Genomic DNA, 21,305 nt, shown 5'->3' with positions numbered 1-21,305 from the left:
TGTTACTTCTCCTCGGCACGAGCCCGGCGGGCCCGCAAATGATCGCTTTGCGTCTGCAGGGCCAGACGCACCAATTTTTCCCGGTCAGATTCGAGCAGGCTGACAAAGTTCAGGTAAGCCAGGTGTTCATCTCGGCCGGTAACCCGGGCATAACCGCGCACCAGCCCCAGCGGCAGGCGCAGGCTGAACTTACACAGTTCCCCGGCGGCGGCCTCGGCGGCAATGGACAACCCGCCGGCCGAAAAATGCACGGTGTGGTGCCAGCCTTCGGCAGGCTCTTCCAGTGACAACAGGTGTTCGGCTAGCAGCCCCAGCTGTTGCTGTTGCAGTGCCAACAGGCGCATCAGCGGGCCATTTTTATCCTCGCTGACTTCCGTCCACAACAGTTGTTGCTGCGCTTCTAATTCCTGTAGCTGCTTTTGTAGCGGCGGTAGGTTGGCAGCCAGGGTCTTGGCGTCAGGAACAGCGGTGTCGCTGGCCAGCCATTCCAGGCGCACCTCGCAGCTCAAACGCACGCTGAAGTAGTCATCGAAAACGCGGTCGGCCATGGTAACTCGCTGTTCATTGGTAAATAAGTTCCGTATTATCCCGTAACTTCCCCGGCAAATAAAACCTCTGACAATAACGGATGTTCCGACCAGCCTCTTTATTTATCGCCAATCGTTACCTGCTGCGTGGCCAACGGGGTGGCTTTGCGAATTTCGTCAACCTGTTTGCCCTGTTTGGGGTGATCCTTGGCGTGATGGTGCTGATGGTGGTGCTGTCGGTTATGAATGGCTTTGAAAGCCAGCTGAAAACCCGGCTGTTAGACCGGGTGCCGCACCTGATCATTACCGACAACGGTGGCTTTGCCAACTGGCAGCAACGGGCCATGCAACTGAAAGCTCACAAAGCCGTAAAAGCCGTGGTGCCATACAGTGATGGCGAAGTGATGTTGCAAAGCCAGCAAGGCTTGCAGGGCGGTTGGTTGCAAGGCTGGTGGCCAGGGTCACCGTTACCGCACAACGCGCCGGCGCCCAAAGCGGGTGAGTATCAGCTGGTGCTGGGCGTTGGCCTGGCCCGTAAGCTTGGGGTCATGCAGGGTGATACCCTGCGGGTCTATTTACCGGCCAGAAGCATCTATACGCCTTTAGGGCGGCTACCGGCGCAGCGCCAGTTTACGGTGATTGGTGTCGTGGATTTGGCTTCTGAGCTTAACGATGTACTGCTTATCACCAATTATGCCGACCTGCGCCGCCTTTATGGCCAAAGTGCTGAGGGCGTGAATCGCTTACGGGTTAGTCTCAATGACCCCTTTGATACCCAGGCCCTGACCAGCCTAGCGGCGCCCGGTGAAAAACTGTGGGATTGGCGCGCCCGTTATGGCGACTTTTTTGCGGCGGTGGCCCAGGAAAAACGCACCATGTCGTTGTTGCTGGTGCTGATCATTGCGGTGGCGGCCTTTAATATTCTGGCGGCACTGGCCATGCTGGTGTCGGATAAACGGCGCGATATCGCGGTACTGGCCGGGTTGGGCATGTCGCCCAGAGCCCTGAAGCGTATTTTTCTGGCCCAGGGCCTGGGTACGGGCCTTATTGGCTCGGTATTGGGGCTGCTGCTGGGCTTTTTTGCGACAGAACACATTAATACCGTACTGGACTGGGTTGGTCTTGGGGGCATGGCGCTGGGCTATGGCCCTCATGGCCTGCCGGTGCAGCGTGAACCGCTGCAATTGTTGCTGATAAGCCTGTTTGTGCTGGTTATCTGCGCCTTGGCAACATTGGCGCCAGCCCACCGCGCCGCGCGTATTGACCCGGCCGTGGTATTGACTGAGCGAGACTGAAGGGGACATTAGGGTGCTACGTTGCCATCAACTGACCAAGACCTACCTGGACGAGGGTATGGAAACCACGGTGCTGACCGGTATCGAGCTGACCGTCGAGGCTGGCGAGACCCTGGCCATTGTTGGCTCTTCCGGCTCGGGCAAAAGTACCCTGTTGCACCTGATGGGCACCTTGGATCAGCCCAGTAGTGGTGAACTGAGTTTTGATGGCCAGAACATGCTGGCCTGGGATGAAGAAAGCCGCTGCCGTTTTCGCAATCAGAGCCTGGGGTTTGTGTATCAGTTCCACCACCTGCTACCGGAATTTACGGCTCTGGAAAATGTTGCCATGCCGGCCCTGATCCAGGGCGAAAATCCTGCCAAGGCGCAGGAGCGGGCGCGCAAGCTGCTGGAGAGGGTTGGCCTGGAGCACCGCCTGACACATCGTCCATCGGCACTTTCTGGCGGTGAGCGGCAGCGGGTCGCCATTGCCCGGGCGCTGGTGAATTCGCCCCGGCTGGTGCTTGCCGATGAACCCACCGGCAACCTCGATGAAGCCAGTGGCGAGCAGGTCTACCAACTGCTGCAAGAGCTTAATGGCGAATTGGGTATTGCGTTTGTGGTGGTCACCCACGATCGGGCGCTGGCGGCCAAGATGTCGCGCGTGCTGGCGCTGAAAAAAGGGGTGTTACAAGCACCATGAGCCTGAGCTTGCAACTGGCCTGGCGGCAGTTTCGCTATGGCCACCTGAACCGTCTGCAACGTTTTTTACGCACCGCTGCCGTGGCCGGGGTGGCCTTGGGCTGTTTGGTGCTGGTGCTGGTGCTCAGTGTCATGAATGGTTTTCAAAAGGTGCTCACCGAGCAGTACCTGACATTGGTGCCGCAGGTGGAACTTATTGCCATGAATGGTCAGCTCAAGCGCCCGGAGGCCCTGACCAGCCTGGCTACTGCTGACCCTCGGGTTAAAGCGGTCGCACCTTACCGGCAAATCAGCGCCTTGGCAGTCAGTGGCAAGCATCTTAATACGGTGGCCTTGCGGGGCATCAATCTTCAGCAGGAACTGGCGGTGTCCGGTATTGGCCGGTTTTTATCGCCGGCATTGATTGCGCGTTTCGAGCAAACGCCGGACGGGTTGATCCTGGGGGCCTCACTGGCACAAAAACTGGATCTGCAGATCGGTGACAAACTGACCCTGCTGGTAGCGCCGCCTGGCAGCGGCGGGCTGTCGACACCTAGGCGCCACCACCTGAGATTACTGGGCGTGGTCAAGGTGGGCGGCCAGCTTGATTACAGTCTTGCGTACATGCCTTTGGCCACCGCCAACCATTGGAGCGATACCAGCCACCCGCAGGGACTTCGGCTTAGCATCAGTAACGTTTTTGCTGCCGACCAGGTGGCTCGCGATGTCGGTTTTCGGGCCCACGAACCTCTTTATATGGATAACTGGACCCGTACCCAGGGCCACCTCTATCAGGATATTCAGATGGTGCGGGTGATCATTTATCTGGTGGTGGGGCTGATCATGCTGGTTGCCAGCTTTAATATCATTTCCCTGCTGATGGTGACGGTGCGAGAAGAGGCGCCGCAGATAGCGATGTTGCGTTCCATCGGCGGCCGCCAGTCGACCATCATGGCGATGTTTTTGTGGCGCGGGAGTTTTCTCGGTGGCCTAGGTGTGATTATCGGTACGGTTTTGGGCCTGTTACTGGCCTGGGCATTGCCGGTCATCATCAGTGCCTGGACGGCGCTGAGTGGCCACACGGTGCTGGCCAGCGATATTTACTTTACTGACACCCTGCCTACCCAGATCCGCCTCAGTGATGTCTGCGTCACGGCCACACTGGCTTTGCTGGTGGCGCTATTGGCAACCCTTTATCCGGCGCTGAAGGCGGCGCGCCTGCAACCCGCCAGAGTGTTGTCGGGAGGATAAAAAAACGCCGCTACAGCGGCGTTTTTTTATTGCCGGTTCTGGCGGCGTTTTTGCCAGGCCCGAGCCACCGAATAACGCCACAACCAGGAAATACCAAAATACCCCACCACGGCAGCCACTGAAGCGCAGACCAGACAGCCAAACAGGAATGTCGGGCCAACGGTTTCCAGGCTGTGCATCAGCCATTCCCAGCTGGCCTGAAAGGCAAAAGTGCTAGGTGGCTTACCCAGCAGCCAGGCACCGACCCGATAGGCCCCGTAAAAAATCGGCGGCATGGTCACTGGGTTGGTCAGCCACACCAAGGCCACCGACAAGGGCAGGTTGACCCGGAACAAGATGGCGCCACCTGCGGCCAGCAACATCTGAAAAGGCACAGGAATAAAAGCGAAAAACAGCCCGACGGCAAAGGCCCCGGCGGCACTGCGCCGGTTCAGTGACCAGAGATTGGGGTTATGCAGCAAGGTGCCAAAGATCTGCAAATGTTTATGATTGCGGATAGTGGCGTGATCCGGCATGAACCGCTTTATTGTTTTCTTAGGCATCGGGGTCAATTCACTCCAGGGAACATCATCAGGGATGAAAATTTTGCCTTTGGCTTACTGGTTACTGGGACTGGTGACCCCACTGCTATGGCAGCAACTGCCAGCCTTGACCACGCTTTTGTGGTTACTGGCGGCGGCATTACTGCTGTGGTGGTGGGGGTGGCGAGCGCTGGCCATTTACCTGTTTGGGCTATGCTGGTGCTGCTTTACCGCAGCCCCGGCAACGCTGGCGATCACCGGCCCGAACCATAGCATAGAAGGCCAGGTACTGGCAGCCAAACCAGTACTTTATGTACGGATTTTTGCCCTGGATGGGCAACGCCTGGCAAGCCCTGTGCTGGCGCGCCTGGGGTGGTATCTGGATAGCCCCCGGCCGCTCCCCGGCCAGCAGATAGCTGCCGCGGTGAAGTTACGCCCTGTTCACCACCGTCTGAATCCCGGCAGCCGTGCCGCCGCGCGCCGTGATGCGGCCATGGGCCTGGCCTGGGTGGGGTATGTCAAACAGCCATTTGCTGTGCGCGGCCAGGCCGACTGGCGCTATCGCTGGCACCAGTGGCTGCGTCAGAAGTTGGCGGGCTTTAACAATGCCGATGTGATGATGGCGCTACTTAGCGGCCAGCGCCAGGACATCAGTGCTGAGCGCCGGCAATGGCTGCATCGCACCGGCACCGCGCATTTACTGGCAATATCGGGTTTGCATGTCAGCCTAGTGGCGTTACTGGGGCTTTGGGCCGGGCACCTATTGCCAGGCAATGGCCGGCGCTGGGGTGCCTGGCTGGGTCTGGCGCTGGCGGCGGCCTATGCCTGGCAGTCCGGGCTGGCTCCCTCGACATTGCGGGCGTTGGTTGCATTGGCGGCCTGGGTGTTGTGGCTGGGCTGGCGCCGGCCGGTGCTGGCGTTAAGGTTGTGGCTGGCGTTGTTGTGCCTGTTTGGTACGGTTGCGCCGCTGACGTTACTGGATAGCCGCTTGTGGCTGTCGTTTGCCGCTGTTGCCTTGATTTTACTGGTGCTGTGGCGCTTTTCTCTGCGTGGCTGGCGGCTGCTGGTTGCTATCCAGTTGGGCCTGACCCTGCTGATGTGGCCACTGCAATGGTGGCTGTTTGGCGCAGTACCGTCGTGGAGCCTGGTGGCTAATCTGCTGGCGGTGCCGCTGGTCAGTTTACTGGTGATGCCTCTGTTGCTAACCGGCCTGGCAGTGCCAGGGCTGTGGTATCTGGCTGACGGCTTATTAAGTGGATTGATGCACTTTCTGGCCTGGTTGCCAGTCGGTTTCTGGCCACCGGCGTTGCTGGTGCTGCTGATGCTGGCACCGCTATGGTGGTTACCGTTACGACTGCCGGCGCGCCTGGCTGCCATGGTGACAGTCGGTCTGCTGTGGCAGCTCAAGCCCAGCGGTGAGCCCGGGGTGTGGTTTTTGGATGTCGGGCAGGGCAGTGCAACGGCGCTGGTGGCTGCAAACAACATGGTACTGGTTGACACCGGCCCTGGCCTTTGGGCAACCGATGGTGCCCGGGCATTACAGGCCAGCCGGCAGCTGGACTGGCTGCTGCTGAGCCACAGCGACCGTGACCACAGCGGTGGCGCGGCGGCGTTCAACGCGCCGACCCTGGCCGGCCAGCCGCAACCGGGGCAGCAATCATGCTGGCAACAGTCGTTGCGCTGGCAGGGAACGACGCTACAGGTTCTCTGGCCACCGGGGCCACTGAGTGGCAGTGATAACGACAGCTCCTGTGTGCTTTACAGCCACTGGGCCGGCTACCGGGTGCTACTGCCGGGCGATATCAGCCAGCTGGTTGAGCGGCGCCTTAACTGGCCGCAGGTGGATTTGCTGGCGGCGCCGCATCATGGCTCGGCGTCGTCGTCTTCCGCGTATTTTGTGGCATCAACGCGGCCGCGCTGGGTAATTTTTTCTACCGGTTTTGCCAATCACTATGGTTTTCCGCGGCCTGAGGTACAGCGCCGCTACCGGGCTCAGGGGGCTGCACTTTGGGATACCGGCCAGCAGGGCGCGCTTTTTTGCAGCGCCCAAGGCTGCACCGGGCTGCGTCGATTCTGGTGGGAAGCTTGGCGGCACTGGCCTGGAACGCTAAACTAGCGGCCTTGATTGTCACGAGTTCCGTTCATGTCTGACACCGCGAGTAACCGCTGGGCAACCTATAAACGTCTTCTTCGCTATGCCAACCCGTATCGAATGGGGCTGGCGCTGGCCATTGTCGGAATGGTCGGCAATGCGGCTTTTCAGGCCGCCTTTTTGTATCTGATGGGGCCTTTTCTGGATAAGTCTTTCGGTAAAGCCGAAGGCGCGCCGGTGGGTGCGCACAGCTCCTTTATGACCGACACTTCCAGCGACCTGTTCATGATGGCGCCACTGGTGGTTATCGGCCTGTTCCTGGCCCGTGGGGTAACGTCGTTCATGGCCAGTTATGGTCTGGCCTGGGTAGGCCGGCACGTGGTGCGGGCGATGCGTCAGGATCTGTTTGAAAAAATGATCCGTTTTCCGGTCAAGGAATTTGACCAAACCACCGCCGGCACCCTGATCTCCAAAATTACCTTTGATGTGGAACTGGTGGCCAACTCGGTAACCAAGGTGATGCTGACGGTGATAAACCAGGGCGCGCTGGTGGTATTTTTGCTGTTGACCATGTTCACCTACAGCTGGCAGCTGACGCTGGTGTTCTTTTTGGTGATCCCGCCTATTGCCCTGGCGGTGAAAAATGTCTCCAAGCGCTTTCGCCATCTGGGCCTGAAAATTCAGTCGGCAATGGGGCAGGTGACCGGCAAGTCGGAGCAAATGGTGAACGGCAACAAGGTGATGAAGCTGTTTGGCTCCGAGCAGTACGAGTCAGCCCGTTTTGCTGACATCAATAACCATAACCGTCAGCAGAACATGAAGGTGGAGGCCACTCAGGGTAGCTCTAACGCCATTATTCAGCTGCTGGCCGGTATTGGCCTGGCGGTGGTGCTGTTTATTGCCGGTAAGCTGGCTGCCAGCGGTCATTTGTCGGTGGGTGATTTTGTCGCGCTGGTGGCGGCTATTTTGGCGATGATGCAACCCATTAAGCAGCTCAGTAATATCAATGCCGAACTGCAGCGCGGCCTGGCGGCGGCGCAATCACTGTTTGTAGCCCTGGACAAGGCACCCGAGCCTGATGAGGGCACTGTGCCGTTGGGCCGCTGCCAGGGTGAGCTGGTGTTTCGCGATGTCACTTTTCATTACCCGGGCAAGGAACAGCCGGCGCTGGCCGGTATCAACTTCACCATCAATGCCGGCAAAACGGTGGCACTGGTGGGCCGCTCTGGCTCCGGTAAAACCACTATCAGCTCCTTGCTGACCCGCTTTTATGATATCGACAGCGGCAGCATCAGCCTCGATGGCGAGGATATCCGCCACTATCCGCTGCGGGATCTGCGCCGCCAGTTTGCCGTAGTCAGCCAGCAGGTGTACCTGTTCAATGACACCATCGCCGCCAATATTGCCTACGGCAGTGACGGTGACATCAGCCGTGAACAGATCATCGAGGCGGCCATTACCGCCCATGCCATGGAGTTCATTGAGCGGTTGCCCGAGGGCCTGGACACCATGATCGGGGAAAACGGCGTGATGCTGTCCGGCGGCCAGCGCCAGCGCATTGCCATTGCCCGGGCGCTGTTGCGTGACTCGCCGATCCTTATCCTCGACGAAGCGACCTCGGCACTCGATACCGAGTCTGAGCGCCATATTCAGGCCGGACTGGAGGCCTTGCAGCGTAACCGTACGGCGCTGGTGATTGCGCACCGGTTGTCGACCATTGAAAACGCCGACCATATTCTGGTGCTCGATCACGGTCACATTGTCGAGCAGGGCAATCACCAGCAGCTACTGGCGGCAGACGGTGCCTATGCCAGCCTGCACAAGATGCAGTTCGGCGCATGAAATTTTGGTACCGCCAGGGTGCCTGGCAGGCTTGGTTGCTGCTGCCGCTCAGTGGCGTGTTCTGGTTACTGAGCAGCTTGCGCCGGGGGTTATATCGGCTGGGCTTAAAAAGCCGCTATCGCCCCCCGGTACCGGTGCTGGTGGTGGGCAATCTGTCGGTAGGGGGCAATGGCAAAACGCCGGTTGTGCTGGCACTGGCAAAAGCCTGCCAGCAAGCGGGTATCAAGGCCGGCATCATTTCCCGGGGCTATGGTGGCAAAGGGCCTTTTCCGGCACTGGTGAGCAGCGACAGTGAGCCGGCAGTGGTGGGTGATGAAGCTCTGCTACTGGCCTCGCGCAGTGGCTTGCCGATGGCGGTGGCGTCGCACCGTCAGGCGGCGGTAGAGCGGCTGTTGGCCGAAGGTGTTGAACTGATTATCGCTGATGACGGCCTGCAACATTATGCCTTGGCCCGGGATCTGGAGCTGGTGGTGATTGACGGCCAGCGGCGCTTCGGCAATGGCTGGTTATTGCCCGCCGGGCCGCTGCGCGAAACGCCGGCCAGACTCAACAACGTTGACTATGTCGTGATCAACGGCGGCGCCGCCGAAACCGGTGAATACGCCATGTGCCTGAATCAGGGTAAACCCCGCCGGGTGCTGGATGACCAGGAGGTGGATTGGGCCACTCTGGGCGATTCTGTCAGTGCCATTGCCGGTATTGGCAACCCTGAACGCTTTTTTGCCTCGTTGCGCCAGCGTGGCCTGCACTTGTGCTGTGAGCGCCCCTTTGCCGACCATCATCCCTATTGCGAAACGGACTTTCAGGGACTTGACGGGCCACTGCTGATGACTGAAAAAGACGCAGTAAAATGCCGTAAACTGGCACAGGACGACTGGTATTACGTCCCGGTGGATGCCACCTTTTCCCCGGATCTGTGCACTGCCATTATTGATAAGCTGAGGAGCCGACATGGCCTTTGATAAACGCCTGATGGATATTCTGGCCTGCCCCCTGTGCAAGGGTGCCCTGACACTGCATGCCGAGCAGCAAGAACTGTGGTGCAAGGTCGACAAGCTGGCCTATCCGATCCGCAACGATATTCCGGTACTGCTCAGTGACGAGGCCCGTAACCTCAGTGCCGATGAGGTGGTCAGTTGAGTTTTCTGGTTGTTATACCGGCGCGTTATGGTTCTACCCGATTGCCTGGCAAACCGCTGCTACCGGTAGCGGGTAAACCGATGATCCTGCATGTACTGGCCCGGGCGCTGAAGGCGGGGGCCAGTGATGTCTGGGTAGCAACCGATGACAAGCGTATTGAAGCGGCCGTGCAGGTTGCCGGTGGCCAGGCGCTACTGACCCGCGGTGACCACCAGTCGGGCACCGAACGGCTGGCTGAGGTGGCCGACCGTCTGGACCTGGTTGATGACGCCATTGTTGTCAATGTACAGGGCGATGAGCCGCAAATTCCGCCGGCACTTATCCGCCAGGTGGCCACATTGCTGGCTGACCATCCGGAAGCGGCTGTCGCCACTCTGGCTACAACGCTCAGCAGTAGTGACGAAGCGGTCAACCCGAATGCGGTGAAAGTGGTGTCCGATAAAAGCAGTTATGCCCTGTATTTCAGCCGCGCCTGTATTCCTGCGCAACGTGACCGGTTGCTCGCCGGTAAGGCGCCGGAGCTGGCGCCACTGCGCCGGCATTTGGGCATTTATGCCTATCGCGCCGGGTTTTTACGCCGCTACGCCGGCCTCAGTGTCAGCCCGCTGGAGCAGCTCGAAGCGCTGGAACAATTGCGGGTCCTGTGGCACGGCGAACGGATCATCGTGGCAGATGCCTGTGAGCCGTTACCCGCCGGTATCGATACCCCCGAAGACTTACAGCGGGTCAATGCCCAATGGCGTGACGACTCGGCCAGTTAAACCAACGCTTGCCCCAGCGCTTTGAAGTACTGACGAAACGCCGCCGCTAATGCCGTTCTTTCCTGGCCTTGAGGAAAGGCCCCGGCTTTGGCGGCGGCGCTTTTTTTGGTGCCACTGACCAGATAAGGATTGTGGATCTCGGCATGGTCCTGAACGAAGGCCTCAAAAGCCCGGGCCAGCATTTCAGTCGGTTGACTGAAGTAAGAGCGGCCGCGGCTTTCATCAAGGGCCAGAGCTCGTTGCATGAAGGCACTGGCACTGCGGCCATCGGGGCTCAGCAGTGCGGTGCGAAACACCTGGACCAGCGCGTCGTTTAGCGGGTGGGCGCGGTAATGATCCTGTGCCAGCCATAACTGTGAAGCCATTTCTCTGGGGCCGGCATCCGGATACAGCTTGCTGGCAATGTGGTGGTCAAAGGCGTGCCAGAATTCGTGCGCCAAGGCTCCAGCGCCGGCATGCTTGGCCAACGCCAGAATGCGCGTATTGGCTTCATAGTGTGCCTGCACGCCAAGCTGGCCACGGCTGCCATAGACCAGCTGTAACTGGCCGCGCAATCCCAGTAGCCAGGGCGGCACCTGTAATACCCAGGCCAGATCGGCCAGCGCATCAAAGATCCGGTTGGCAGCCGCGGCCTGTTCGTCACGGCTGACCCAGCGGCCAATCCTGACACCGGCCAGCGCGAACTGGTCGCGAACATCGGCAAAGGTGCGGTCCTCGCCCAAGCGAAAATCTGGGCCGCGGCGGTTATCAGGTTGCAAGCAGGTGCCTCTGAGGCCTCGGGGAAAGAGGCCTCAGGCTGCCTTTAGCTGCCGGCAACGTCAAGGCCGGCGCGCTGGCGAGCAACGCCTTTGACGGCGCGCCAGCGCCGTTTCAGGCCGGTCAAGCTCTGGTAACACAGTGGCACCAGAAACAGGCTCACCAGCGTCGATAACAGCAAGCCACCGATGATGGCAATGGCCATGGGGGCATAGCTGGGGCCACCGCCGCCAACCCGGGTACTGCCCAGCGCCAGCGGTAACAGCCCCAGCACTGTGGTGGCGACGGTCATCAAAATCGGCCGCAAGCGTTCACTACTGGCCCGAATGATCACCGCTGCCAGAGGGCCTTCATCGCGTAACTGGTTGATGCGATCAACCAGCACGATACCGTTATTGACGACAATCCCCATCAAGATCAGCAGGCCAATCATGCCCATGATGTCCATTGCTGTGCCGGTCAACCAGAATGCCCAGAAGGCACCGGTCATGGAAAAACCAATGGCGGTAATGATTGCCACCGGCATCAGCACTGATTCAAACAGTGCCGCCATCACCAGGTAAATCAGTGCCAGAGCCAGCATCATGTTCACGGCCATGGCCTGCATGCCTTCGCTTTGCTTGCGAAAACGACCGTCAAGGCTCCAGCGATAGCCAGGGGGCAGGGTAACCTGCTGCATCAACGCCGTGATTTTTTGCCGGGCCTGAGACAGCGTCAGGCCCTCGAGGTTGGCACCGATATTGAGCGTTGTCTGGCGGTCAAAGCGCTGAATGGCACCCACCTGAGGCGCTTCGACAATATCGGCAACCTGATCAAGGCGTACCAGCTGACCATGGTGTTCGCCAACCGGCAAACGCCGTAATTGCTGCAGATCGCGATGCGCACCGTGATTGACATACAACTGCACCAGGGTTTCGCCGTCATCGTTACGCAAGGTCCGGGCGGGCTGGCCGCGCAGCGACAGGCTGACCTGATCAGCAATGGCGGTAGCCGTCAGGCCCAGTTCACGGGCGCGTTGCGGGTCAGGGTGGACCTGAATTTCCCGGGCCAGGGCATCCTGATCGGCACGCACATCGGTCAGCCCCTTGATGGTGCTTAACTGTGGTACCAGGCTGCTGGCCAATGCCCGCAAACGCTCACTTGAGGGGCCTTGCAGGGTGATTGATACACCACCGCCATTGCCGTTGGACCAGCCAATTTGCGGCCGCCCCAACGCGGTTTTCGGCCAGTTGGCCCGCAGGGTTTTACGCAATTCATCACGCGGCAATACCGCCGGCTTTTTCAGCAACAGGGTGAGCGTGGCGTCGTGGGTGGAGTAGTAGGAATAGACACCATTGATGCCCAGCTGCTCTTTGTTGGCATAAAGGTACTTCTCCATTTTGTCGACTTCGGCTTCTACCATGGCTACCGGGAACTCGCCGGGCATCGGCATGTAGATGAACATCCGTTCGCTGTCACCATCGAAATTGTCATCTGACGGTAGGTGCGCCATTGGCAGGGCCGTACTGGCGGCCAGAATGATAAAGCCCAGCCAGGCTCGTTTGGGGCGGGCCAGTATCCAGCTAAGCGCCCGGCGATAGCGCTTCGGTTCGGCCGGGGCGGCCGGAGCGCGGCCGGAAAAGCGCCGGGTCAGCAGGGGGATCAGGGTAATGGCGAGTAGCAACGACGCAGCCAGAGAGATACAGATCGCAATGGAGACATGCTTCAGAAAAACCGTGACATCAATTTTGGCGCCGAAAAAGTTCGGCAAAAAGACGATGGCGGTGGTCAGGGTGCCGGCCGCCATGGCCAGCGCCACCCGGCTAACCCCTTCGGTAACGGCCTCATCGCCACTGCGCCCACGGGCACGCTCGGTGGCAATGGATTCCACCACCACAACGGCGTTATCCACCAGCATCCCCACTGCCAGCATCAGGCCCATCATCGACAAAATGTTCAGGCTGATCCCCATAAAATACATCATCGCCAGGGTCAGGCAGATGGCAAAGGGCACTGACAGTACCACCACCGCCGTCATGGCAAAGCGGCGCAGGAAGGCAAACAGCACCAGCGCCGAAAGCGCCGCACCGATCATCCCCGATTGCAGCAGCCCAGAGAGGGACTGCTGCACCGACTGTGCCTGGTTATCCATGATGTAGAGGTTGATGCCGGAAAGTGCCGGGTTGGTCTTGGCATCGTTGACCACTTTGAGTACCCGGTTGGCGACATTCACCAGATTGGCGCCGGAGGCTTTGAAAACATCCAGGCCAACCGCATAGGTTTGGTCAAAGTGACGGCCGTCTCGACGTTCCGGCGCCCCAACCTTGATCGTGGCCACGTCCTTGAGTTGCACCGACGGCGTCAGGTACAGCTCACCGGCCTGTTTCGGGTCAACCCAGGTGCCATCAGGGTGCACCAGATAGCGCTGGTTAGGGCTGTAAATATTACCGGCTGCAAGCTGGAAATTTGCCGCTTGCAGGCGCTGTGTTACCTGTTCCGGGGTCAGGCCAACGGCCAGCAACCGCTCGGCATTAAGGTTGATACTGAGCTCCGGTTTGTCGACGCCATAAAGGGTGACGCGGGACACGCCGGGCAAGCGTTCCAGCGGCCGCTTCAGCTCCCGGTCCAGGGTGTCGTAGGCGGTGGCGTAATCGGCACTGCCAGACAAGCGTAAGGTCAGCACCGGAGAGTCGTTGGTGGAGAACTGAAAGACGAACACTCGCTGTACATCTTTGGGCAGCAGGTGGCGGATGCTGTCAATTTTCTCGCGGGTTTCAATGCTCTTGGCGTTGACGTTAGCGCCCCAGTCAAACTGCATGCGAATATTGGCCCCATCACTGTTGGACCAGGAACGCATTTCCTTGACCCCGGACAGGGTTGCCAGGGCCTCTTCGATGGGACGGGTGATGTTATCTTCCACCTCTTGCGGTGTGGCATTGGCGTAGGGCACCTGCACGGTGATCTCCGGGATCTCGATACCGGGCCACATTTCCAAGGGCAGCCAGCGTGACGCCAGCATACCCATGACCAGCATCGACAGTGACAACATCAGCACCGTCACCGGACGTTTCAGTGAACCATGGGCCAGCCGGGCAGCCAGATTATTGGCCATCAGCAACCTCCCGGCCGGTCAGCTTCAGCAGCACCGGCAATACCAGCAGCGTCAGGCCGGTGGCAAATACCAATCCTGACATCACCGCAATGGCCATCGGTGCCCGTACTTCTGCGCCTTCACCGATGCCCAGCGCCATGGGTAATAACCCCAGCACCGTGGTCAGCGTGGTCATGACAATGGGTCGCAACCGGCTTTGCGCCGACTCGATAATGGCTTCTCCAAGCGGGCTGCCATCCTCGCGCAGCTGATTCACCCGGTCTATCAGCACAATGGCGTTATTCACCACAATACCGGCCAGCATGATCAAACCAATAAACACCACTACCGACAATGGTGTGTTGGTGAGCCATAAACCCAGGGCGGCACCCGCACCGGCCAGCGGCACAGTGACCAGGATCAGCAAGGGTTGCAAGAAAGACTCGAACTGCGAGGCCATCACCAGATAAACCAGGAAAACAGCCACCGCCAGTGCCACTTCCAGGCTGGAAAAGGCCGCTTGACGCTCACCACTTTGGCCTGACAGGTCTACGCGCACATCCGGCGGTAGCGGCAGGCTCTTCAGTAATGTCCGCGCTGCGCTTTCGGCGCTTTTCAGATCGCCCTGGGCGATGGCGGCATCAACCAGTGCTACCCGCGATTGATCAAGGCGGGTGATTTCAGAGGGCCCCATTTGCTGCTTAATGGTGGCCACCGCCGATAACGGCAAGGAGTCGGTGATCAGCAGGTTACGCAGGTCAGCCACTTCATCGCGGTGCTGGTCATTGAGGCGTACCAGCATGTCAATTTTGCGGTCATCCAACTGGTAACGTGAGGCAAGGGTGCCGCGAATTTTACTGGCGACAATCTTGCTGACCTCTGGTGCTGTCAGCCCCAGGCTGGCCAGGCGAGCATGGTCAAAGACAATGGTCAGCTCTGGCTGGCCGCTGGAAATGTGCGACCGGACATCAGTAAAACGGGGATCAGCGGCAAGGCTGGCAGCCACTTGCTGCGAGGCCCGGGTCAGGCTGGCCAGATTATGGCCACTGATCTCAACCGTCAGATCCTGATCGAAAGTAAAAAGCGCCGGGCGATTGAATTGCCCTTCAACGCCGGGGGTGCGAGCCAGTGCCTGACGCAATTCGGCAACCACGGCCGCTTCATCACCGGCATCGGCCAGCACCACGTTGAGGCGACCTTTGTTGGGGCGATTATCGGCATCTCCCTGGCTTGCCAGCAAGGCACTGCCGGATTGGCTGTATGCCCGGCTGACCCGCTGGTCGCCTTTTATGGCCTGGCTGAGCTTGGCCAGCGCGGCGTCGGTGTCTTCCAGGCGACTGCCCGGTGGCAGGGTCACATCCAGATAGAACTGCCCCTGGGCCAGGTTGGGGAGCAACATCATCGGCAAGCGAGTGGCAAGAAAGCCTGTGCTGGCAACCACGATCAGCAAGATCCCAAGGGTTTTCCAGGGGTGTTGCAGGGCTTTGGGCAGTAAGCGCTGATAACTGCCAGCCAGACCCTGATAGAGGGCGTTGAACAGACTACGCAAGGGCCACAGCACGACGCCCAGTAGCCTGCCGGCCTGACGCCACAGCCAGAACAAGGCGGTCAGCAGCCACAACAGCGGCAAGGCCCGCTTGCGTAACGGCGCTTGCGGTTCATGGTCCGCTGCACGGCCGCGGGCGGCCAGCATTGGAATAACGCTCAGTGCCACCAGCAGGGATACGGACAGGGCAAAGGTGACCGTCAGGGCTTGATCACGAAACAACTGGCCGGCAATGCCTTGCACAAAAACCAGTGGCACAAATACCGCCAGTGAGGTCAGGGTAGAGGCGGTGATAGCCCCCGCCACTTCAGCGCCGCCACGGCTGGCGGCCTCCATCACCGGCAAGCCTTTGGCTTTGTAGCGAGCGATGTTTTCCAGCACCACAATGGCGTTATCCACCAGCATCCCGACGGCCAGCGCCAGCCCACCCAGCGACATGATATTGAGGCTGACTTTCTCGAACAGCATCAGGTTGAAAGTCGCGATGACCGACACCGGAATGGCCAAGGAGATGATCACCGTGGCACGAAAATCACGCAAGAACAGGTACAGCACCAGCATCGCCAACAGGCCGCCAATCCAGGCTGAATCCTTCACTTCGCTGATGGCGTGTTGAATAAAGCGCGACTGGTCATAAAGTACCGTCAGCTTAGCTCCGGGGGGCAACACTTTATCCAGCCGTGGCAGGGCGCTGCGTACGGCGCGGGCCATAGAAACGGTGTTGGCATCCCCTTCCTTATACAGCGCCAGCTCGACCATTTCCTGACCACCGATACGGCTGATGGCCTGCCGTTCCTTGTGGCCGTCACGAACAGTGGCAATATCTTTAAGGCGGACGCCATCGGCGACCCAGGTATCACCGATGCTGTCCAGGTTACGGTACTGGTTCAGCGTTCGCACCAGCAGTTCACGGCCGCTGTCATCAATACGGCCGCCGGCGAGGTTGATGTTTTCCTGCCGCAAACGGGTAGCGATATCGGTTAACGTCAGCCCCAGTTGGGCGGCTTTTTCGTCATCGACGAGGATCTGCACTTCCTGCTCCAGGCCGCCGCCGGTGCGGACACTGGCAACACCGTCAATGCCTTCCAGACGTTGCTTGAGATCATCGTCGGCAAAACTGCGCAGTGCTTTGAGGTTGCCGGCCGGGGCGGATAATGCCAGGCGCATGACCGGGTCGAGATTGGGGTTAAAGCGCAGGATCAGCGGTGCTGACACATCCAGTGGCAACTGCACCAGGTCGAGTTTTTCTCTGACCTCTAGGCTGGCCCAGTCCATGTCGGTGCCCCAGGCAAACTGCAGCACCACATCAGAACGGCCTGGGCGTGAATAAGACTTGAGGCTTTTCAATCCCTTGACCACACCCACCGCCTCTTCAACGGGTTTTGAGATCAGGGTTTCGACTTCCAGTGGCGCCGCACCGTCATAGTCTGTACGGATAGTGAGCGTCGGGTAGCTCAGGTCCGGCAACAGGGTGACCGCCAGTTTACCCAATGCCACCATGCCAAAAAGCAGTACCGCCAGGGTCATCATGGCTACGGTGACCGGCCGGCGTACCGAAAACGAAACCAGGCTGTTCATCCGGGGATCACCTCTACCTTGGCGTCATTTTTGAGGTGATGCTGACCCAGCGTAACTACTTTTTCACCGGCAGCCAGGCCTTTGACTTCTACCCAGTCACGGTCACCGTTACCGAGGGTGACATTTTTCAGCTTGGCCATGCCGTCTTTCACCACAAAGACCTGATGTTGCTGGCCCTGGCTTATCAATGCCTGGCGTGGCACCAGATGGGCATTGGGGTTGCGGTTATAGCTGACGGTGACTTTGGCAAACATCCCCGGCATCAGTTGACCGTCGTTGTTGGCCAGGTGCAGGGTCAGGCGGGCCGTGCCGGTGCTGGGGTCAACGACCGGGCTCAGACGGGTGATCTGTGCCTGGAATGTTTTGCCGGGCAGGGCAGTGAAATGGCAGCTGGCGCTGTCGGCTTTACGCAAGGCGCCCAGGTATTGCTCCGGTACTGCCACATCCAGGCGCAAATCGCGGTGCTGAACAATATCAAACAGTGGCTGGTCGGGGTTTACCAGGTTACCGGCTTTGATGTAACGGCGCGATATAGTGCCGCTGATCGGCGCCCGGACAGTGGCGTATTTCACGTCCAGCTGGGCCATGCCCAGTTGTGCTTTGAGACCTGCCAGTTGCAGCTTGAGCTTGTCGACGGTATCAGCACTGACCAGCTTTTTGCTGAACAGGTTTTCGGTCCGTTGCAGTTCTTGCGCCACAGACTGGGTTTGGGCAGCAATACGGTCACGTTCCAGCTGGTAGCGATCTGGCTCAATGCGAGCCAGGATCTGGCCGGCTTGTACTTCGTCACCTTCTTCCATATCCAGCGCTTCCACCAGCCCGGAGACACGTGCCACCACTTTGGCTTCATGCTCGGCACTGAGTACGCCATGGCTTTCAAAGCGGGCCGCCATGGGGGCCACTTTGACACTGGCGACATTGACCGGAATAGCGACAATTTTCTTGGCTTCTTTGTCCTGAGGCTTGGCATCACCGGAAGAGCAGGCGCTCAATAGGCTGGCAAGGGTCAGGGCGATAAGGGTTCTTTTCATGACGTGGTTCCTGTTCACATCCTTTACAGGCCTTATTAAGCCAGCACTGTGCCACTATTTTTATTTCTTTATTTTCAAAAGGTTATGTTTTTCCATTCAGCTGGGGTTGGCAAATTTCACCACTAGGTGGTGAAAGTGCTAATGATAGGTTAAATATCGTTCAATGGTGGGGCTGGTAGCCGTCACTGAGCGCGCCTAAAAAAGCCAGAATGTCGCGTTGCTGTGCCTTGCTCAGGGCCGGTGGTTCGCCTGGGTGGCGGTTAAAGGGCGCGTCGGTCACATCGACGTTGGCAATGAATTGGCGAGGCAGATCATCGTACAGCCGCACCGAGCCGTCGGCATTGTGCTGGTAGAAGCGGCCTGGCTGACGGTTACGATTAACGTACCAGTCCAGTACCTGCGACAAAGCCGTGAACACGCCATTATGAAAATACACTGGCCGGCGGGCGCTGTTACGCAGGCTGGGGGTGATAAACATGCCGCAGTATTGCGTTAGCTGGCGCATGTCATGGCGAAAAGGACCGCAAAGGCCCAAGTCGTGCCAGTGGGGGTCATGATTGGCGGCAATAGCTTGGTTACGGGGTACGCCCAGCGCTTCGTACTGCTGATCCGTAAACAGCGGCGGTAAGCCGTCTTTGCTGGGTTTATCCAGGTGACAGGCGGCACAGTTGCCTTGCTTGGGGTTATTAAAAGCCAGATAACCCCGTATTTGGGCCGCTGTCAGCCGGGCTTTACCTTCAAGCCAGGCATCGTAGCGGCTGCTGAACGGATGAAAGCTGGAGTCTTCAATCTGATAGCGGGCAATGGCAAACATTGCCTCGGCGACAGCCTCTCTGGGGTGCCTGAATATACTGGCACCAAATAGGCTACTGAAGGCTTGCTGGTAGTGTTTTTGCAAAACCGCGTTAACGGCTGCATAAGAAGGGGCGGCCATTTCCACCGGGTTAAACAGCGGTATGCTGGCCTGCTGCTGCAAGGTATCGGCCCGGCCATCCCAGAATAAGCCCCCCATGGGCACCAGGGCACTGGCCGACTGGGCGGTATTATCTGCCCGTTTGCGCTGATGCGGGTGCGCTGTCGCCTGCTGGGCCTGTATGGCAACCGGGGGAAGCTGATCCTTATCGCCAGCCGTTTCCGGGCCAATAGAAAAAAGCGCTTGGCGATACAGGTATTTTAGTGACGGTACAGCGCGAAACCCCTGCTGCTGCAGTGCCGGGCCACCGGTGGCAACAGCGGCTGTGCCGATGGGGCCGTAGTCATGGCTGGGGCTATGGCAACTGGCGCAGGATAGTCGCCCGGAGCCAGACAGGGCCTGGTCGTAAAACAAGGCCTTACCCAGTTCAGCCATGGCTGATAGCGGCTTTTGCGGGGGTAGTTGCAACGTCACCGGGTGAGGGTTGTAGCCGAGGCTGAGCAAGGCAGCATCAACTGGGCTTTGCCACCAACGCGGCAGTGGCAGTGGGCTCAATGTGAGCGCTGCCGCCATTGCCAGTAGCACAGTCATAAACCCTGTCAGGGCGACTTTTTTGATCCTTTGCATGGTGAATCAGGGCCGCCAGTGCGGCCCTGGCTGCTCAGGAGTGGTGCGGGCCGTGCAGCGGTTCGCCAGATTGGCTGTCCAGATACAACGGCTGCGGGTGAGGGTGCTTAAAATCGAACATGTTGGTGATACTACCGGCGCTGGCATCAAAGGAGCCACCACCGAGGCGCTGGCCGTTGAGCCAGTTGTCTTCAATAAAGCGCACAATAGAGGACTGCGTGATCGGCTGATGGCTGACATAGTTCACCTTGGCATAAGGTGAGATCAGCAAAAAGGGTACGCGGGTCCCAGGGCCGCAGCGGCCATTGACCGGTTTGCCTTGCACGCCTGCCGGGGCGCTGCCGTGGCCACAGGTGCCTTGACCATTGAGGCGATCCGCAGCGTCATAGGAGGCGTGCAGTGTCTTGGCAAAAGCATGGTCGTACCAACCGTCAGAGTCATCCCAGGCCACGATAATGGCGGTATTTTGCCAGCCGGGCTGCTGTTGCACGGCATTGACCACTTTGGTGATAAAGGCCTGTTCGTCCAGAGGATCAGAGTAACCAGCGTGGCCATCCTGATAGGCCGGTGCCTTGATATAGGACACGGCCGGGAAGTTACCGGCTTTAAGGGCGGCAAAGAAATCCTTGAGATCGTATTCGTGATTGGCCGGCTCGGGTGTTTTGCCGTCAGCCAGGTAGCTGTGGCCAATCGCGGCCACAGAGGCTGGGCGAACATGGCCAGGGTTAGCCGTTGAACGGTAATACTGGAACCAGGCGTGGTGCGGAATGTAGTCGGTAACTGTACGGTGTACTACCGCCGAGTAGGTGCTGCGCTGGCAACCCTGAGTGCCGTTGGCATTATGGGCGCTGAGGTCAAAACCGCCCATGAAGCTTCCCCAGCTGATCTGCTGGCTGTTGAGCAGATCGCCAATGTTTTTGCCCGTCATCCAGCCCTGGTCGGTTTTGGATGAACAGACGTCGGTGGCCGGGTCAACATCATTGATCATGGTATAACCACCTTGACCGTCTTTGATGTAGTAAGAGTGCTCTGAGGACTTCACCAATTGCAGGCCGTTGGTCTGCCCGGACACGGCTTCCAGGGCCCCCGGCGTCGAGGGTCCATAGGTGTCGGTAAAAGCGTTATCGCTCATGGCAAAGCGCTGGGCGTAGTGCCACAGGGCCGTCACCGTATTGCCGTCGTAGTAACCCATAACCTGGCCACGGGTACCGAAGGCGCCAATGGCGCCGGCGCTGGCCCGGCCGGTATATTTGGGAAACAAATCCGCCTTACCACCGTTATAAGCCAGCTGTTCGGCGGTGTAGGCGTGGTTTTGATCCGCGGTGGCGGCTTGCGAGCGGTCCAGGCGGAAAGGATCAGCTGCCTGTTTGCCATTGGCCGGGTTGGTACTGTTGGGGTTATTGGCCAGTAAGCCGGCACTGGCCAGGTTATTGACCGCCGGCGTGTTTTTGGCAGCAATAAAAACCGGCTCCCCTTTGGGATTGGTGGCTTTCGGGTAGGTGGCAAAGTAATGGTCAAATGACACATTCTCACTGTAAATCACCACCAGATGTTTGATCGGGGTAGCAGTAGCTAGCTGGGCCGGAGCCTTGGCTGCCAGGCTGGCGCTGCTGGCCAGGGTCAGGGAAGAAAGGGCAAAAGCAAGGGCTTTTTGATACTGCATGAAGCCGTCCTTAAAGAGCCAGGTAAGACAAT

At 59.0% G+C, this 21,305-nt stretch carries 16 protein-coding genes; 8 read left to right on the top strand and 8 right to left on the bottom strand.

Going from position 1 to position 21,305, the window contains the following annotated elements; genetic code table 11:
* Positions 1-2: 2 nt before the first annotated feature.
* A complete protein-coding gene (locus WDB70_RS07775; protein ID WP_406663097.1) occupies positions 3-548 on the bottom strand; it encodes a hypothetical protein in 546 nt (181 codons plus the stop codon).
* 80 nt (positions 549-628) lie between these two features.
* On the opposite strand from WDB70_RS07775, the gene WDB70_RS07770 reads away from it, so the two are divergent.
* The 3 genes from WDB70_RS07770 to WDB70_RS07760 are packed head-to-tail and all read left to right on the top strand — an operon-like array spanning position 629 to position 3,733.
* Positions 629-1,822: an FtsX-like permease family protein gene (locus tag WDB70_RS07770; RefSeq protein ID WP_406663095.1), complete on the top strand. Its 1,194-nt coding sequence runs from the start codon at positions 629-631 to the stop codon at positions 1,820-1,822.
* A 58-nt stretch (positions 1,823-1,880) separates the two neighbouring features.
* Positions 1,881-2,504: a lipoprotein-releasing ABC transporter ATP-binding protein LolD gene (lolD, locus tag WDB70_RS07765; RefSeq protein WP_406668042.1), complete on the top strand. Its 624-nt coding sequence runs from the start codon at positions 1,881-1,883 to the stop codon at positions 2,502-2,504.
* Positions 2,501-3,733 carry an FtsX-like permease family protein gene (locus tag WDB70_RS07760; RefSeq protein WP_406663093.1) on the top strand — a complete coding sequence of 411 codons (1,233 nt, stop codon included), beginning with the start codon at positions 2,501-2,503 and terminating at the stop codon, positions 3,731-3,733. Before lolD ends, WDB70_RS07760 begins: the two co-directional genes overlap by 4 nt.
* 26 nt (positions 3,734-3,759) lie before the next feature.
* Here the strand turns inward: WDB70_RS07760 and WDB70_RS07755 are convergent, their stop codons facing one another.
* Positions 3,760-4,248 carry a DUF2062 domain-containing protein gene (locus tag WDB70_RS07755; protein ID WP_406663091.1) on the bottom strand — a complete coding sequence of 163 codons (489 nt, stop codon included), beginning with the start codon at positions 4,246-4,248 and terminating at the stop codon, positions 3,760-3,762.
* Between the two features lie 61 nt (positions 4,249-4,309).
* On the opposite strand from WDB70_RS07755, the gene WDB70_RS07750 reads away from it, so the two are divergent.
* Genes WDB70_RS07750 through kdsB form a run of 5 tightly spaced genes read left to right on the top strand, consistent with a single transcriptional unit; the run spans position 4,310 to position 10,089 of the window.
* The gene (locus WDB70_RS07750) at positions 4,310-6,370 is read left to right on the top strand and encodes a DNA internalization-related competence protein ComEC/Rec2 (protein WP_406663089.1); all 2,061 of its coding nucleotides are present in this window, start codon (positions 4,310-4,312) and stop codon (positions 6,368-6,370) included.
* Between the two features lie 27 nt (positions 6,371-6,397).
* Complete coding sequence (gene msbA / locus WDB70_RS07745) at positions 6,398-8,188, top strand: lipid A export permease/ATP-binding protein MsbA (protein WP_406663087.1); 1,791 nt, start codon at positions 6,398-6,400, stop codon at positions 8,186-8,188.
* Entirely contained in the window at positions 8,185-9,150 is a 966-nt protein-coding gene (gene lpxK / locus WDB70_RS07740; protein ID WP_406663085.1) for a tetraacyldisaccharide 4'-kinase, read from the top strand. Before msbA ends, lpxK begins: the two co-directional genes overlap by 4 nt.
* Complete coding sequence (locus WDB70_RS07735; RefSeq protein ID WP_406663083.1) at positions 9,140-9,328, top strand: Trm112 family protein; 189 nt, start codon at positions 9,140-9,142, stop codon at positions 9,326-9,328. Before lpxK ends, WDB70_RS07735 begins: the two co-directional genes overlap by 11 nt.
* The gene (gene kdsB, locus WDB70_RS07730) at positions 9,325-10,089 is read left to right on the top strand and encodes a 3-deoxy-manno-octulosonate cytidylyltransferase (RefSeq protein WP_406663081.1); all 765 of its coding nucleotides are present in this window, start codon (positions 9,325-9,327) and stop codon (positions 10,087-10,089) included. The genes WDB70_RS07735 and kdsB overlap by 4 nt, the downstream gene beginning before the upstream one ends.
* On the opposite strand, the gene WDB70_RS07725 is transcribed toward kdsB, so the two are convergent.
* From WDB70_RS07725 to WDB70_RS07700, 6 genes are all read right to left on the bottom strand, one after another.
* Positions 10,086-10,847 carry a CLCA_X family protein gene (locus WDB70_RS07725; protein WP_406663079.1) on the bottom strand — a complete coding sequence of 254 codons (762 nt, stop codon included), beginning with the start codon at positions 10,845-10,847 and terminating at the stop codon, positions 10,086-10,088. The genes kdsB and WDB70_RS07725 overlap by 4 nt on opposite strands.
* A 44-nt stretch (positions 10,848-10,891) precedes the next feature.
* Positions 10,892-13,936 (bottom strand): efflux RND transporter permease subunit, encoded by a 3,045-nt coding sequence (locus WDB70_RS07720; RefSeq protein ID WP_406663077.1) that lies wholly within the window; start codon positions 13,934-13,936, stop codon positions 10,892-10,894.
* Positions 13,926-17,039 carry an efflux RND transporter permease subunit gene (locus tag WDB70_RS07715; RefSeq protein WP_406663075.1) on the bottom strand — a complete coding sequence of 1,038 codons (3,114 nt, stop codon included), beginning with the start codon at positions 17,037-17,039 and terminating at the stop codon, positions 13,926-13,928. The genes WDB70_RS07720 and WDB70_RS07715 overlap by 11 nt, the downstream gene beginning before the upstream one ends.
* A complete protein-coding gene (locus WDB70_RS07710; protein WP_406663073.1) occupies positions 17,036-18,070 on the bottom strand; it encodes an efflux RND transporter periplasmic adaptor subunit in 1,035 nt (344 codons plus the stop codon). Before WDB70_RS07710 ends, WDB70_RS07715 begins: the two co-directional genes overlap by 4 nt.
* Before the next feature lie 160 nt (positions 18,071-18,230).
* Positions 18,231-19,610, bottom strand: a complete 1,380-nt coding sequence (locus WDB70_RS07705; protein WP_406663071.1) for a cytochrome-c peroxidase — start codon at positions 19,608-19,610, stop codon at positions 18,231-18,233.
* A 34-nt stretch (positions 19,611-19,644) separates the two neighbouring features.
* A complete protein-coding gene (locus tag WDB70_RS07700) occupies positions 19,645-21,273 on the bottom strand; it encodes a phospholipase C (RefSeq protein WP_406663069.1) in 1,629 nt (542 codons plus the stop codon).
* Positions 21,274-21,305 lie beyond the last annotated feature (32 nt).

It is taken from the genome of Gallaecimonas aegicerasi (genome assembly GCF_045291545.1).
Lineage (GTDB): Bacteria > Pseudomonadota > Gammaproteobacteria > Enterobacterales > Gallaecimonadaceae > Gallaecimonas.
Note: the sequence above shows the minus strand (reverse complement) of the source record. Positions and strands in the feature narration are given on the sequence as shown.